Consider the following 13666-nt stretch of genomic DNA (forward strand, 5'->3'; position numbering starts at 1 on the left):
TGTTGTTATTCCTCTTCGCCAAATTGAGCCAGTAGTCCGTTCATGACTCGAGTGGCGGCGTATATGGTGAGTTTTAATTCCGTGTGGTCGATCTGCTCGTAGAGCGGACGACGAGTGGAAAGGCGTTCGCTGGCATCCAGAATCGTAGGCACGCCTTCGCCACGGCGTTCGATGAGGTTCGTCCTGCGGGTTATTGGGTCCGCAGGGAAGTATCGGCTTAGGAGGTTGACGAGCGTCTCGTTACGGCTGATGCTGTTCGAATCCATAGTTTCCACTGATAGGCTGTTTGGCAGTCCTCCCGGTGTGGATAGTTCTAGGCGATCAGAGAACAGATGCAGGCGTATGCGGGCGCCATGCATAGCGTAGTCTCTGTGCGCGACTGCGTTTACAATGGCTTCGAATACCGCTCCAAGGTCGTACTGGGGAATGTCGATGCGACCAGGCCGCTTCACGGCCTCAATTTTCATATTTCGCTTCACGAATGTAAAAGCTTCTTGGATCTGAGCGTCAACCGGTCCGTCACAGTCAATGGCGTCAATCTGGAACTCGGCATTCCGCTCGGTTCCTGAGTAAGCAACGCATTGAACGTAGGCTGACGACAAGTAGTCGGCCGGGCGGGCTGTTATCAGAAGAGCGCCACTCACGCTAAGATGGGGGCGGCCATTCGCGTCATCGCTAACGAGATAGAGTTTTCGAAGTTGCATTGCTTCGGGAAGGTCTCCGCGCATGAAGCGCGCCTTCAGTGCCGGTACTATCGCATCCTCACCAGCTTGCGGGACGATCTGCTCGTCGAAGCGAATCAGCCGTGCCATGCTTCGTTGCTGAAAGAATCGAGCTAACAGTTCAGGCGACATTTCGCGCTTGGTCGATCCAACGCGGTGGTAGTAGCCGTGGGGGCTGCGATGAACGAACAGACTCTTTTGAATGCGTACGCAGACAAGGGGCTTTGCAATGCCTTGGTGGTCTGGTATTTCGACCAGGCGAGTTTCGATGGAGAGCGGCGGATCGATGGCTTGAGAGACGATGTTGGAGAGCCAAACATCCACCGTCTCCAGATCGCCGAGAGCTATTCCTTCGACTTCGCGAGTCTTGTCGTTGACACCGAGAACAAGATAGCCACCATTCGTATTGGCAAGAGCGGCAAGTTCGTCCGCGACACTGTCTCGGCCGGGAGCGTCGACGCGATTGCCTCGCAGCGTGACTGCCTTGAATTCGTATGCGGAATCTTCCCCGAGGCGGATCTGATAGATCAGTTCGCGTATAAGGTCCGTGGTGTTAATCATTGCAATTCCTTTAGTTGCCATCGGAGCGAGAAAAGTTGTTCCCGGCGAGGGGCAATCTTGAGCGCATCTTCGACCTCTGTGATAAGTCGGTCTTCCTCGCTCTCGATCCGTTTCTTTTCCTCGTGGTAGTCGAGCATGAGCGAATCGCGCTCGCGCTCCAGCACCTTAAGCGCACGCTTGGCATCCATCTTTTCCTGCAAGCTTGGTAGTTGGCGGGCTGCCTTTCTCGCTTCTTTAATTTCCTGATCCAACTGACGCAATCGGATGTCCAGTGCTACGCGACGATCATCGGCCCATCGGTCTAGCTTTGCGATTTCTTCCTCGAAATAGCGTTCGTTTCGCTTGTTTCCTGCTGCGACTTGTTCCGCTACTTGTTGCTCAACTTGGAGCTCAAGCCCCGTGACCTGTGTCAGTTCCGCACTGGCTTCCCTAACTGAAGCGGGCACTAGGAGTAGGCGTTCACCTGCATCAACGGGCAGCACGTCGCCGGAGTCGCTGCGTGCGGCGACAATTAAGCGTTCTACGCTTTGTTTTCTCGTGGTTAACGTCAACTTCTCCACGACCAATTCCCCAGACTGGCCGGCCAGCGTACGCAGATAGGAATGCTGGCCGTTTTCGGTGTTGTTAAGGTCGAATTCAAGAAGTGCCGCACCGCTTCCAACAAGCGAGCTCTTCGCTCTTTCTATCAGTTCTCGCCCGAGTCCTTCGTTGGGACGGAAAAAGCATGCATCGACTTCTAGCGTGCGTTGCCAGTTCACGTCGTGCCAGCATCCGTCATGGAAGAAACGATGTTCTTCAAACGCCGCGTCCGGCAGCATCATGCGCGCAAGTGTCAGCATGTCTTCCTGGTACTCGTTGAGGTATCGTCCAACCTTCTCGCGGCGCAGGTTCAACCGTTTCACGACGTCTACGTCGAAGTTCTCGAAGAGCGAACGGCGCGTCTCGTGCTCGCGCGCTTGCAATTCAATTTTCAGAGTCTCCTGCAACTGGTTGAACTCTTCGTCGATCTGCGCATCATTCCGGCATTGCTGATAGATGACGTGGATCCGGCGTTCAATATCTACACCCGATTCGATGGAGCCGAGAATCTCGTCCGACGCACCGAATACTCCTTCGAACAGTTGGAACTTTTGGCTGAGCAGTTCGAAGACGCGTTCATCCGCACGATTGCCCTTGTTGATGAAATTCACGACTACGACATCGTGTTTCTGTCCATAGCGATGCACACGCCCGATCCTTTGTTCGACGCGCTGCGGATTCCACGGTAGATCGTAGTTTACGAGAAGCGAGCAGAACTGGAGATTGATACCTTCCGCTCCGGCTTCCGTGCAGATCATGATTTCGGCATCGTGCCGGAAGCGGTCCACAAGAGCGGCCTTCATGTCGGCAGTGCGAGAGCCGGATATGCGTGACGATCCCTGGTGCTTGAGTTGCCATGCTTGGTAGGTGGCGCGTGAATTTTCGTCGGTATTGCTGCCGTTGAGAATGGCGACTTTCCCGGCATATCCATTTTGAGTCAGAAGCGCGTACAGCCAAGCCTGTGTACGGACCGACTCAGTGAATATCACCGCCTTCCTCGCACCGCCAAGACGCTCAGCAAACTCGAACGCGCGTCCGAGAACCCTTAGCAGAGCCTCGGCTTTTTCGTTCTGGGTTATTCGCTGCGCGAGGTCTCGGAACCCCTTCAATTTTGCGATCTCAATTTCCAGCGAAACGGGATCCGGTAACTCTTGTTCGTCGATACCTTCCTCGTCGGCGATGTCATCCGCTCCTTCATAGTCGTTCAGCACCGCTTCGAGCGGCAACTGCTTTTCGAGTCGGTCAATCATGGTTGTGAGGGTACCCTGTATCGCAAACGACGAGGACGCAAGGATTTTCCTAATGACCAAGGTTACAAGGTGGCGGGCACCTGGCTTAATCGCGAGCAAGTCGTCGCTTTGCAAGTAGGTTGACACCTCGTCGTAAAGCGCAAGTTCATCTGCCGACGGACGAAAATCCTCTGTCATGGAGTAGCGGCGCGTGAACTTAATGCCACCTTCCTCCTGGACTTGCCGGCGCAGTGTCCGCCGAACGATTGTTTTCAGGCGTTCACGAAGCGATTCGAACTCAACACGTTCCATCTTCGGGCGGCAGTAGCGAGCCTTGAAAGAATTTAGGTCCCCAAAAAAATGAGGATCGATCATCGACACGAGCCCATATAGCTCTTGCAAGTTGTTCTGCAACGGCGTGGCCGACAGCATCACTTTGGGACGGCCCTTGAGGGCGGCATCGAGCTTGCGTGCAGTCTTGGCCCCATCTGTCTTGTAGATGTTCCTCAGCTTGTGGGCTTCGTCCAGTACCACGAGATCCCACGGCACTTGTGCAAGTTCGATATCCTTACGTGCGGCGAATTCGTAGGAACAGATCACCACTGTCGCACTGCCAAATGCTGATTCAGCATCAAACGGATTATCAGCGCCCTGATTCTTCGCTTCTCGAAAGTTCTTTGCTTCGAGGATCCGCGAAGGGAGAGAGAACTTCTCCTCAAGCTCTTGCTGCCACTGCTTACGCAATGTTGCCGGGACGACGAGAAGGATCTTGCGCTTTCGTTCCGCCCACCTTTGCGCCATCACGAGGCTTGCCTCGATGGTCTTCCCTAGGCCCACTTCGTCAGCGAGGATCACACCGTTCGACAACGGAGACGCTAGAGCGAACATCGCTGCATCTACTTGGTGCGGGTTCATATCGACCTTCGCACCAGCGATGGCTTGGGTTAACGACTCTTCCTCGCCGCCTTCCAACTGTAGCCGGTGCGCGAGATAGCCGCTTTGATAATTAGTAAACATCAATGCTCTTCCTTCAACGCCGTCCTTTTGAGAGGCTGGAAGGTTGCCTGATCATTCACACGGTCCAGGTACTCAGAAACGGCTTGCCGTATCAACCATGCAAGTGAAAGGTCGTGCTTGTCCGCCAACGACTGTAGCTGTTGTAGTTGGTCGGACGATAGCGAGACCGTTGTACGAACAGTTTTCATGGTGGTACGTCCTCTATGCATCATTTTGCATCATTATGCATCAAAAGCTGCGAAGGCCTCTTGAGGGAGGTCAAAGATAGTTCGCACCGTAGTACGACGATTGCTTAAAAACGAGCTGTATGGTCGACCACGAACGTTCAAGGTTCTATTTTTCAAGCATTTACATTTATCAACCCGCAACGCTCAATGCTGCCTTGGCAGCATTGAGCGTTGCTTTTTATGGAGGCACAATGAAACGACCAATCCCAACGAGTCGCTTTCCAATGGGAAATATAGTTTCGACGCCTGGGGCGCTCAGATTGTTAGACGCTCACAACCTGTCCCCGTTTTATTTCTTGGCGCTACACCAGGGGGGGCAATGGGGAGTTGTTCCGCCCGATGACGCACAGGCAAATGAGTTGGCCTTAGCAAGCGGTGCTCAACTGCTTTCTGCGTACATGGTCGGAGAAGAGCGATTGTGGGTCATCACTGACGCTGATCGCTCAATCACTACCCTCTTGTTGCCCGATGAGTATTGAGTTGCCTGCAGCGGCGTTATCCATCAATAGGGCAGGGTCAAATGATCCGGACCGTCGCCCCATCAAAAAACTATCAAAACGGCCTCTCATTCTAGAGCCTATTGATAATTTCACCACATCTAAAACCTATTGATAGAAAGGAACAGTATGACAACATACGGCTATGCGCGCACCTCGACCGTTGAACAGGTCGCAGGGCTCGCAGATCAAATTTCAAAGCTGAAGGGGGCAGGCTGCACGGATCAGTCGATCTACCAAGAGCAGATCAGCAGCGTGCGAATGGAAGACCGAGTAGAGTTCGCCAAGGTGCTATCCGTACTGAGGACGGGCGACGTGCTTGTCTTCAGCAGCTTGTCCCGCGCTGCGCGCTCGATGGTCCACATGGTCGAGATCGAAGCAAAGGTGGCGCGGGCCGGCGCAACGATCCGCATTCTTGACCTGGCGATTGACACCGCTACTCCATCCGGTCGGCTAACGTTCAACTTATTCGCGTCCATCGCTCAGTTTGAACGCGAAAACATGCTGGAGCGGCAGAAGGTAGGGATTGCCGCCGCCAAGCAGCGCGGAGCCTATACCGGCAGGATGCCGACCGCGCAGGCCAAACGGGCGAAGGTGTTAGCGCTCGCGGCCAAGGAGCTAACCAAGCAGGAAATTGCTGACGCGTGCTCAATCGGCATTGCATCGGTGTATCGAATCCTGAAAGTGAAAACGCCGGCCTAAACACTTTCAGGCCCAAGTAGCTTAAGCCGCGCTTAGAGGCTTAAGCATGTCCCATAGCGGAAGGCTTACCGCATCGGCCAATCGTTCCATGCTGTCTACCGAAATATTCCTCTCGCCTCGCTCCACTTGACCTATGTAGGTCCGGTGAAGCCCGGCTTTCTCAGCCAGTACTTCTTGGGATAGTCCCAGCCCTTCGCGGGCATGGCGAAGCCTCGCACCGAAAACAATCTTGGCGGGGACGCGTGGAGATGGGTTTTGCTCGTCAATTTGCACGTACGACAGGTTGACGAGATGAATACTTTAGGTCTACAGAGTTTGAGTATACAGACTTTGAGTATCATGTAATACTCTTGGCAAGTATTTCCCAAAGGAACGATTGGAGGCCGACATGCAGCTAAATTCCCTGGCTGAATCCCAGGCGCTGTTAGCGGTACACCGCGTAATTCCGACCTTTTAGTTAATCCGTTTTTTCACATAGGAGAATCATCATGAAAAAGATGTCCCTCATCATCGCTGCTCTTTTCGTCTCCCTGTCCGCACAGGCCGCAAACCACGTCGGCCAGTGCGTGATGCCTAAATCGACCGTCCAGAAAGACGGCCGCCTTGCGGTCAAGCCAATTGTCGTAAAGGCTTCGCCGAAAGATAAGGAAGGCAAGGTCGAATCGAAGCTGTGGACGATGTCCATCGTCGGCCAGGACGGCGCAATGGTGCAGGTGGTCGAGGCCGAATCCAAGAAGCCAATTGGGTGGGTGCAGTTCAAAGACCTGGAACTGCAAGAGCCACGGAACTGCAATCTCTGATTCATCCAATTAGCACAGGGTGGGATAGCACCCACTCTCGCTGAACAAGTGCACCGCCACCCAGCAGTTCCCGGCCTGGTTTGGCCACATCGCACAGAGCCGGGGGCGCGAATGCGCTGGCCGTCAACCATGGCGTTGTATCTCTGACCGCTGTGCAAAAAGTATCGTTGTTTATGAAAGGAGAAAAAATGGATTTCGGCGTTTACTCGATCAAGAGCATTTCGAATGAGCAGATCAGGGCCTTGATTGAACAGAAGGGTTCTTTCGTCCTTGAGAATATCGACAGGCTCAACATGGGCGAGGCGGTAGAGACCTTGGAAAATCTCATTGAGTCGAAGGGGCTTCGCTGTCGCATCTATACGAAGGGCAGAGCAGCGACTGTGGCTGCGGCAGCCATTCCAGTGTCGCCCACGGTCATCGGCGGCTGGGTGTCTGCCTTGGCCATTGGTGTTCACAATGTGGCGACATGGAATCCCGATTATGAGATCGCCAAGAACCTCGCTACCGGCACGTTGACCGTGACCTATAAAAAGTGAAAGGCTGAGGCGGAGTTTGTTCCGCCTTCGTAGACTCACATCCGACTGGCACCGAATCCATGCCCGCCATTGCCATATGCCTTCGTAGCAGCCTTGCACAGGTAGCTGGCACGATAGAAGAAATCTGCCATGCTGTTCTGGTCATCACGACGCAGGAAGTAGTAAGCGTTATCAGGAATGTGCACGAGGCCGGATACAGCACTGACAGGCAAGCCAAGCGCACTGGCCCATGCTTCATGCAGGCGGTTAAACATGTTGTCTCTGCCTAGCTCATACGCCCCTACCGCACAGAAAGCGTCCCTGTTGAGCAAGATGGCCAGATGGTAATGGGGGCGACCTCGATGGCCGACCTCTTTAGCCCAAACGTAGCGTACAACGCTGTCATGCGCGTATGGGTTCTCTCTCCTTGCCATTTGGCGGTTGTGCTTGATCTTTGCTTTGAATGACTCGATGAAACGGTCAATGAGCTCGTTCTCGTAAACAGAGCGATCAGGGATATGATTAGCTGGTAGACGTAGATCGAATCTGAAAGTGAAGACTTCACGGTATTGATTCAAGGCGCGGATCATTGTACGGTAAAGACGCTCTAAGTACTCGGTGATGAATGGTCCTTTATCTTGGATGGGCAGTCCAGCGTACTCTGTTCCAAAGTGAAAGGTATGATTGGGATTGAATTGATAGGTCATGCTCGTAGTCCTTTGGTTGCTCTATACCATCATGGATGGCAGTATTTAATTCCTTTCCTGGTCATTACCTGATTGCCTTTCAATGCGACCAGATGTACTTATGACATCAGTGGCATATCTTTCCTTTAATGTTTTTCGCTTCTATTCCTCCTATATCTTTCATCTAGTCATCTACCTCTATACTTCTATCTCTTTAATAAAACATATTACCAATACCGAGAATTGGTACTGCTGAAATGACGGGATTCTGATCGGGAAAGTAGGCAAGAAAGTAGAGTAATGACCCTATATCATTACTCTGGCAAAATATTGGCTAAAGCATAGAGGAAAATCTTCATTGGATCACTTCGATGCTTCACGCATATCCACGCGTGATTGGATCCACTGCTGGACTTCACTTTCCAGCCAACCTACACAGCGCTCACTGAGTTGGAGAGGTATAGGGAACTTCTCTTCAGCAATGTATTTATAGATAGTTGAACGGCCGAGTCCGGTTGAGTCCATGACTTGTGCCAGGCGAAGTACTTTCATTTTTGCGGCTCCAGGTTGTTTGTTCCAAACGATCTGGACACCGAATATTTTTCCGCTTAAGAGTCAAAATAACTGCCAGCATTTATACTGGAGACAGTTGGTTCGCCAGCGATGTAGCCTAGGCGAAGTGGTTCCTGTGTAGCCGTGGACTGCCGCAGGCAGCATCGAAATGCCAGCTTGAACCGCCAGCAGCGGTCATGCATGTTGGGGCGTCCCAACATGAGCATTCCGCGTCTAAACTAGGGCTATGCTAGGGCGATAGAGCGACGTGGCAATCTAGTATCATTCTAGTGTAAATCTAGAAATGATCTAAAATCCGTCTATATTTCGTCTAAATTCCCTCTAAAAATACGCTAGAATACCTCTAGAAATTGGCATGAGAACCATGTCAAAAAATTGCCAGGAGGAAATCATGCAGGGAGCAGCTATACAGAGGCTGGCTGATAAACGGTTTAATAATTGGCTTTGGCTAGCGGCACGCAAAGACGGCGCAAATTTGCCAATTGAGAGTTTTGGAACAGAAAACTTGCGTGAGTTTCTGACCGGATTTTTGCACTGGCAGCGAGTTAACGAATTGATTGAAGTCGTTTCTCAACAATCTATGCTTCCAATTGAGAAATTGGATTGGATCAAGGACGATGTGCGCCAGATTGACTGGCTCCTCGATTACACATCACGTACGTTGAATATCAACTTCTTTCCCATCCCTACAAGCTTATTTGGGAAAAATTTGCTCATAGCTAAAATCGACTTTTACGAGATCGATTACCGCTATAAGCTCAACGCTATCGAAAAGATGAGAAGTGATTGGAATGAGTATCTTAAAACCGATGGCATTTTTAAGTGGTTTAAAGACCAAGAGGAAGCGGCTCGATGCGCATACGCCTGGGATTGGCTAGTTCAAGATAAGCCACGCGAGACATATGGTCAGGAGGCCATCACTAGTTGCGAAGAACTGCTGAGGTTCTATGACCGTATTGGCGTCAATGCTGCGCAAAAAGAGTTGGATGTTAAAAAAATCAGGAACAATTGGAATCAAAAGAAGAAGCGGGAAAATAAAAAAGACAAGCAACAGTACAATTTTGAGCTATCACACCAAGCAATTGCTGATCTAGACAAACTGGCAAAGCGGTATGAGGTAAGTAGACCAAAAATCATTGAAGCGTTGATCAAAATGGAAGCTGCTCAGAACCACTATTTACCTCAAAAAGCCCAAAAGGCTTCGCTTTTTTAACGAATTCAGCTTCTATTTCGATGTATCCGCTTGGTGGCGACGCTTGATTGGAGTCACTTCAGCTTTTCCGGGCACTTTATCGCAGTACGTTGCCCATTCAGCCATCAGAGCAGCTCGTTTTGCGAACTGAGAGCCACGTTGATAAGCCCGCTCGACAGCATCTGGAAGTTGGTGCGCCAGGGCATGCTCAGCGACTTCACGTGGATAGCTGGTGGTCTCCGCCGCCCACATGCGGAAGCTGCTGCGGAAGCCGTGAACGGTGATGCCATCGCCATTTGCATCAACCCAAACAGGCGAATCACCGTCGTTCATGCGGCGAATTACCGCCGTTAGTGACATATCGGACAATTCCTGGCCTTTAGTTCCCGTAAATACCAAGTCACCTGTCTCAGGGATGGCTGTAAGCAGGCGCAGAGCCGCTTCACTGAGTGGCACTTCATGCTCCCGACGTGCTTTCATGCGCTCCGCTGGTATCGTCCAGACCTTCTTAGCGAGGTCGAATTCAGACCACTTGGCTCCGCGCACTTCACCTGACCGGCAAGCCGTGAGGATAGCAAGCTCCACAGCACGAGCAGACAGTCCAGCACGCGCTCTAAGGTGCGTAAGGAAGTCGTTCATGTGCTGCCAAGGTAGGGACGGATGGTGTTTCGTGCGGCTAGCCTTGCTGATGGTGGCGAGCAGATTATCCAAATGCCCCTTCCAGCGGGCTGGGTTCTCCCCAGTGCGATAGCCGCTGGTTGTGGCCCATCCCAGGATCGACTCGATTCGGCCTCGTAAGCGGCTAGCGGTCTCTGTCTTGGTCTGCCAGATAGGTTTCAAGCACTTTATAACCAGGGCCGTGTCGACTTCTGCCACCGGCAGTTGTCCGAATATGGAGCTGGCATACGTGTTGAGTGTGTTGGTCCACTGGTCAGCATGCTTTTCGTTCTTCCAGCCTGCCCTGTGCGCGGAAATGTACGCCTCGGCGCATTGGTCGAAGGTCATCATCCGCGCATTCGCTAGTGCGGTGGCAAGCTGGTCTTGCTTCTTCGCCGCCAACGGATTGATGCCATCCAAGAGGAGCTTACGCGCTGCTAATGCCTTTTGGCGCGCTTCCGCCAGGCTAACAGTATGCGTCGGCCCAAGTCCCATGCCGTGCGCTTTGCCAGTCATCATGAATCGGAATAGCCAAGACTTGGCACCGCCCTTTGTGATCTGGAGCGTAAGACCGCCGCCATCACCATACAGGCCAGGTTTGGTAAGCTTGCTCACTTGTAGCGCAGTGAGCTTCTGCTGTTGACGTGCCATTCTACTTCCTGACTATCAAATTGACCATCAAATAGTACGCGGATTTGAGCAAACAGTAAAGGACTCTAATGGACGTCGATCTCGCTTAACTGTTTGATTTTAAAGTGATGCGTGGAATGTGATGGACCCCAATGGACGCCCACTGTGCGGACACCGCTTCCGCCAGAACAATAAAAAACGGGCTCCCCTGCGGGAGCCCGTTTTTTATTGCTCGGACGGAAACGGTGAGATTCGAAGACGTAGCCCCCTAAAGGGGGCGAGGCTATCCGAATCGCCCAACTGCTGCGCGCTGCGCGCGCAGCCCCGCGCGCCGAGGGCGCGCGATCGTATCCCCATTTCAGGTTCTAGGCTACTCGAAGTCCCACCGTCAGCGTTCTCCAGTGCGTCCGAAGTCGACGCCCGCTTACGGCCGAGCCCGTGTCAGAAAGCCGGACCTGACCCCCTCGCTTGTCGCCGCGCGTGTCAGAAAGCCGGACCTGACCCCGTCGCCGCCAATTTACGGTATAGCCCGTGTCAGAAAGCCGGACCGGGCCCCCTTCGTCGGGCGTGACCTCGTCGGGCGTCGCAGAAATTAGGGTTGTCCAAGTTACTTGTATTGTGGGTATTTGACCGATATCAGTAATACGCGTAATCTACAAATACTCGCTTGACAGGTAATCGAAAGAATCTATGAAGCAAATCTTATCGCTCTCCAAGCAGCTTGGGCCGCTTCTTCAGTCGGCGCGGAAATCGGCAGGCCTGTCGCAGACGGAGCTGGCGCAGCGCCTGGGCGTCAGCCAAAGCCGCATCTCGGCCATGGAACTGGACCCGGGCACGATCAATGTCGATCAACTGCTGGCGCTGCTCGCCGCCTTGAATCACGAGATACTCGTGCAACCGAAGAATGGCATCGGCGAAGAGCGCGGCCCAAACACGCCGGAGTGGTAAACCATGGGCCGGAAATCACACTCGCGGTCACTGTCGGTGTGGAGCAATGGCGATCGTGTTGGCATTTGGACTATCCCAACCCGGGGCGAAACCCAATTCCGTTACGATGAAGCGTGGCGCGAATCGGCAGTTGGGCGCCCGTTGTCGCTGTCGTTGCCATACACCGGAGACCAGCCCTTGCGAGGTGAGGTCGTCCGCAACTTCTTCGACAACCTGCTTCCCGATAGCGAGCCAATTCGCAAGCGCTTGGCGTCGCATTTCAAGCTGGCGTCCATCGAGGCGTTCGACTTACTGCAGGAAATAGGCAGGGACTGTGTCGGCGCTATCCAGCTGCTGAAGGAGGATGAGGTGCCTGCCGACGTCAAGTGCATCAACGGCAGTGTCATGTCGGAGGAGGATGTCGAGCGACACCTGATCCAGATAACGCAGCCGGGACCGATAGGGCGCGGCGATGACGTCGATGAACTGCGTATTTCACTTGCCGGGGCACAGGAGAAGACGGCTTTGCTATGGCACAACGACAACTGGATGCGGCCGCACGGTTCCACGCCCACCACCCACATACTCAAATTGCCGATGGGGCTGGTGGGGCGCCGCAAAGCCGATTTGACCGCATCGGTAGAGAACGAATGGCTGTGCATGAACCTGTTGGAGGAATTCGGTTTGCCGGTGGCGCGAACCGCCATCCTGAAATTTGGCGGTCAGAAGGTGCTTGGCGTTGAGCGCTTCGACAGGAAATTCCATTCGTCCGGACAATGGATCATGCGGCTGCCGCAGGAAGATTTCTGCCAGGCTCTTGGCGTGGCGCCGCATTTGAAGTACGAAAGTGATGGCGGCCCGGGCCTGCAGGATCTCGCTGCGGTGCTGCGTGGTTCGGAGCGGGCGGAGGAAGACCTGACGACGCTGCTGGCAAGCCAGGTGCTGTTCTGGCTGATGGCGGCGCCGGACGGCCATGCCAAGAACTTCAGCATCCGCTTGCTGCCGGCTGGCCGCTACGCGCTCACGCCGCTCTATGATGTGATGTCCATCTGGCCGATCGAGGGGGGCGGGGCGAATCAATACTCCTTGCACAAGGCTACGCTTGCCATGGCCTTATTAGGCAAGAACAAGCACTACCGTTTTTCGGATGTGCAGCGCCGGCACTTCAACCGCACCGCAGCCAGGTGCTTCCTGCGCGCCGATGCCGAAGACGTTATCGAACGCGTGCTGGCGCGGATGGCGGGGGCGATCGAGGCGGTTGCAGCCCGTCTACCACCGGGATTTCCGGACAGGATAGCAGCAACCATTTTTACAGGCATCGAGCGGTCCGCGAAGCAATTGGGGACAATGTCAAAGGACTAGGTCCTGATCCTTACAAGTTAATTCTGCTGCGCGGTGGGCGCGAACTTGTAGGAGCCGAACTGGAATCTGCGGCTAATTTGCCCGTACCCTGGAGCTGATCAGCTTTCCCAATACCCGCGCCGCATGGCGATCATCACCGCGTGGGTGCGGTCGCGCGCGCCGAGTTTCTGCAAGATGGCTTTCATATGGGCTTTGATGGTGTCCTCGCGCAAGCCCAGCTCATCGGCCACCCGCTGGTTGGTATTCCCGCCGGCGACCAGCCTGAGCACTTCGATTTCGCGCTTGCTCAGCGAGTCGGATTGGAAGCTGCCCGCAAGGCTGCTGGCCACCTGTGACGGCAGGGGCCGCCCGCCCGCGTGGATCGAGAGGATATAGTCGATCAACTCGGTACGGGTCAGGTTCTTCAGAATGTAGCCGCTGGCCCCCGCCTGCAGGCTGCGGGTCACCTGCACGTCGCCATCGAAGGTCGTCAGGATGATGATGCGCGCCTGGGGATCGATGTGGCGTATGGCCTTGGTGGCGTCGATGCCGTTCAGGCCGGGCATCTGCAGGTCCATCAAAGTAATGTCGGGACGGAATTGCCTGAACTGCTCCACCGCCGCGATGCCGTCGTCAGCCTCGCCCACCACGCGGAAGCGCGGATCGGACGCCAGCACGCCGGCAATCCCGCTGCGCAGCAGCGGATGGTCGTCCGCAATCAAGACGCTAATGGGGTCGCCGCTCGTCATATTCAGCCCTTTTTCCTTTCTCAACTCTACCACCGGCGGCCGCAGCCGGCATCACACGATCG

At 54.0% G+C, this 13666-nt stretch carries 15 protein-coding genes; 7 read left to right on the forward strand and 8 right to left on the reverse strand.

Annotated elements, in window-relative coordinates; translation table 11 throughout:
* Positions 1-5: 5 nt before the first annotated feature.
* From AC56DV_RS20135 to AC56DV_RS20145, 3 genes are read right to left on the reverse strand one after another with little or no spacing between them, the layout of a single operon-like run.
* Complete coding sequence (locus AC56DV_RS20135) at positions 6-1283, reverse strand: ATP-binding protein (protein WP_496316007.1); 1278 nt, start codon at positions 1281-1283, stop codon at positions 6-8.
* Positions 1280-4108 (reverse strand): SNF2-related protein, encoded by a 2829-nt coding sequence (locus tag AC56DV_RS20140; protein ID WP_496316008.1) that lies wholly within the window; start codon positions 4106-4108, stop codon positions 1280-1282. The genes AC56DV_RS20135 and AC56DV_RS20140 overlap by 4 nt, the downstream gene beginning before the upstream one ends.
* Entirely contained in the window at positions 4108-4320 is a 213-nt protein-coding gene (locus AC56DV_RS20145; protein ID WP_496316009.1) for a ribbon-helix-helix domain-containing protein, read from the reverse strand. Before AC56DV_RS20145 ends, AC56DV_RS20140 begins: the two co-directional genes overlap by 1 nt.
* Before the next feature lie 95 nt (positions 4321-4415).
* Here AC56DV_RS20145 and AC56DV_RS20150 point away from each other — a divergent pair, with 95 nt between their 5' ends.
* Both AC56DV_RS20150 and AC56DV_RS20155 read left to right on the forward strand, forming a co-directional pair.
* The gene (locus tag AC56DV_RS20150; RefSeq protein ID WP_496316010.1) at positions 4416-4814 is read left to right on the forward strand and encodes a hypothetical protein; all 399 of its coding nucleotides are present in this window, start codon (positions 4416-4418) and stop codon (positions 4812-4814) included.
* A 147-nt stretch (positions 4815-4961) separates the two neighbouring features.
* Entirely contained in the window at positions 4962-5534 is a 573-nt protein-coding gene (locus AC56DV_RS20155; RefSeq protein WP_496316011.1) for a recombinase family protein, read from the forward strand.
* A 21-nt stretch (positions 5535-5555) separates the two neighbouring features.
* On the opposite strand, the gene AC56DV_RS20160 is transcribed toward AC56DV_RS20155, so the two are convergent.
* The gene (locus tag AC56DV_RS20160) at positions 5556-5807 is read right to left on the reverse strand and encodes a helix-turn-helix domain-containing protein (protein ID WP_496316012.1); all 252 of its coding nucleotides are present in this window, start codon (positions 5805-5807) and stop codon (positions 5556-5558) included.
* Positions 5808-6022: 215 nt separating this feature from the next.
* Here AC56DV_RS20160 and AC56DV_RS20165 point away from each other — a divergent pair, with 215 nt between their 5' ends.
* Together AC56DV_RS20165 and AC56DV_RS20170 are read left to right on the forward strand one after the other, a co-directional pair.
* Positions 6023-6334: a hypothetical protein gene (locus AC56DV_RS20165; protein WP_496316013.1), complete on the forward strand. Its 312-nt coding sequence runs from the start codon at positions 6023-6025 to the stop codon at positions 6332-6334.
* A gap of 188 nt (positions 6335-6522) precedes the next feature.
* Positions 6523-6870 carry a hypothetical protein gene (locus tag AC56DV_RS20170; RefSeq protein WP_496316014.1) on the forward strand — a complete coding sequence of 116 codons (348 nt, stop codon included), beginning with the start codon at positions 6523-6525 and terminating at the stop codon, positions 6868-6870.
* A 35-nt stretch (positions 6871-6905) separates the two neighbouring features.
* On the opposite strand, the gene AC56DV_RS20175 is transcribed toward AC56DV_RS20170, so the two are convergent.
* Both AC56DV_RS20175 and AC56DV_RS20180 read right to left on the reverse strand, forming a co-directional pair.
* Entirely contained in the window at positions 6906-7556 is a 651-nt protein-coding gene (locus tag AC56DV_RS20175) for an inovirus Gp2 family protein (protein ID WP_496316015.1), read from the reverse strand.
* Positions 7557-7898: 342 nt separating this feature from the next.
* Positions 7899-8087, reverse strand: a complete 189-nt coding sequence (locus AC56DV_RS20180) for a helix-turn-helix transcriptional regulator (protein WP_496316016.1) — start codon at positions 8085-8087, stop codon at positions 7899-7901.
* A gap of 376 nt (positions 8088-8463) precedes the next feature.
* Here AC56DV_RS20180 and AC56DV_RS20185 point away from each other — a divergent pair, with 376 nt between their 5' ends.
* Complete coding sequence (locus AC56DV_RS20185; protein ID WP_496316017.1) at positions 8464-9321, forward strand: hypothetical protein; 858 nt, start codon at positions 8464-8466, stop codon at positions 9319-9321.
* A 12-nt stretch (positions 9322-9333) separates the two neighbouring features.
* Here AC56DV_RS20185 and AC56DV_RS20190 read toward each other — a convergent pair whose 3' ends face one another.
* Entirely contained in the window at positions 9334-10608 is a 1275-nt protein-coding gene (locus tag AC56DV_RS20190; protein WP_496316018.1) for a tyrosine-type recombinase/integrase, read from the reverse strand.
* A 669-nt stretch (positions 10609-11277) separates the two neighbouring features.
* Between AC56DV_RS20190 and AC56DV_RS20195 the strand changes: the two genes are divergently transcribed.
* On the forward strand, positions 11278-11535 hold the full coding sequence (locus AC56DV_RS20195; RefSeq protein ID WP_496316019.1) for a helix-turn-helix domain-containing protein: 258 nt from the start codon (positions 11278-11280) through the stop codon (positions 11533-11535).
* 3 nt (positions 11536-11538) lie between these two features.
* Positions 11539-12876: a type II toxin-antitoxin system HipA family toxin gene (locus AC56DV_RS20200; protein WP_496316020.1), complete on the forward strand. Its 1338-nt coding sequence runs from the start codon at positions 11539-11541 to the stop codon at positions 12874-12876.
* 98 nt (positions 12877-12974) lie between these two features.
* Here the strand turns inward: AC56DV_RS20200 and AC56DV_RS20205 are convergent, their stop codons facing one another.
* The gene (locus AC56DV_RS20205; protein WP_496316021.1) at positions 12975-13604 is read right to left on the reverse strand and encodes a response regulator; all 630 of its coding nucleotides are present in this window, start codon (positions 13602-13604) and stop codon (positions 12975-12977) included.
* Between the last annotated feature and the right edge of the window lie 62 nt (positions 13605-13666).

The organism is Massilia sp. BGA-UO-ETr-WB1 (assembly GCF_059567845.1).

Bases quoted from the DNA above. Each gene is read 5' to 3' on its own strand.
- AC56DV_RS20135 (WP_496316007.1), bottom strand. From the start codon at position 1,283: ATGATTAACACCACGGACCTTATACGCGAACTGATCTATCAGATCCGC.
- AC56DV_RS20140 (WP_496316008.1), bottom strand. From the start codon at position 4,108: ATGTTTACTAATTATCAAAGCGGCTATCTCGCGCACCGGCTACAGTTG.
- AC56DV_RS20145 (WP_496316009.1), bottom strand. From the start codon at position 4,320: ATGATGCATAGAGGACGTACCACCATGAAAACTGTTCGTACAACGGTC.
- AC56DV_RS20150 (WP_496316010.1), top strand. From the start codon at position 4,416: ATGGTCGACCACGAACGTTCAAGGTTCTATTTTTCAAGCATTTACATT.
- AC56DV_RS20155 (WP_496316011.1), top strand. From the start codon at position 4,962: ATGACAACATACGGCTATGCGCGCACCTCGACCGTTGAACAGGTCGCA.
- AC56DV_RS20165 (WP_496316013.1), top strand. From the start codon at position 6,023: ATGAAAAAGATGTCCCTCATCATCGCTGCTCTTTTCGTCTCCCTGTCC.
- AC56DV_RS20170 (WP_496316014.1), top strand. From the start codon at position 6,523: ATGGATTTCGGCGTTTACTCGATCAAGAGCATTTCGAATGAGCAGATC.
- AC56DV_RS20175 (WP_496316015.1), bottom strand. From the start codon at position 7,556: ATGACCTATCAATTCAATCCCAATCATACCTTTCACTTTGGAACAGAG.
- AC56DV_RS20180 (WP_496316016.1), bottom strand. From the start codon at position 8,087: ATGAAAGTACTTCGCCTGGCACAAGTCATGGACTCAACCGGACTCGGC.
- AC56DV_RS20185 (WP_496316017.1), top strand. From the start codon at position 8,464: ATGAGAACCATGTCAAAAAATTGCCAGGAGGAAATCATGCAGGGAGCA.
- AC56DV_RS20190 (WP_496316018.1), bottom strand. From the start codon at position 10,608: ATGGCACGTCAACAGCAGAAGCTCACTGCGCTACAAGTGAGCAAGCTT.
- AC56DV_RS20195 (WP_496316019.1), top strand. From the start codon at position 11,278: ATGAAGCAAATCTTATCGCTCTCCAAGCAGCTTGGGCCGCTTCTTCAG.
- AC56DV_RS20200 (WP_496316020.1), top strand. From the start codon at position 11,539: ATGGGCCGGAAATCACACTCGCGGTCACTGTCGGTGTGGAGCAATGGC.
- AC56DV_RS20205 (WP_496316021.1), bottom strand. From the start codon at position 13,604: ATGACGAGCGGCGACCCCATTAGCGTCTTGATTGCGGACGACCATCCG.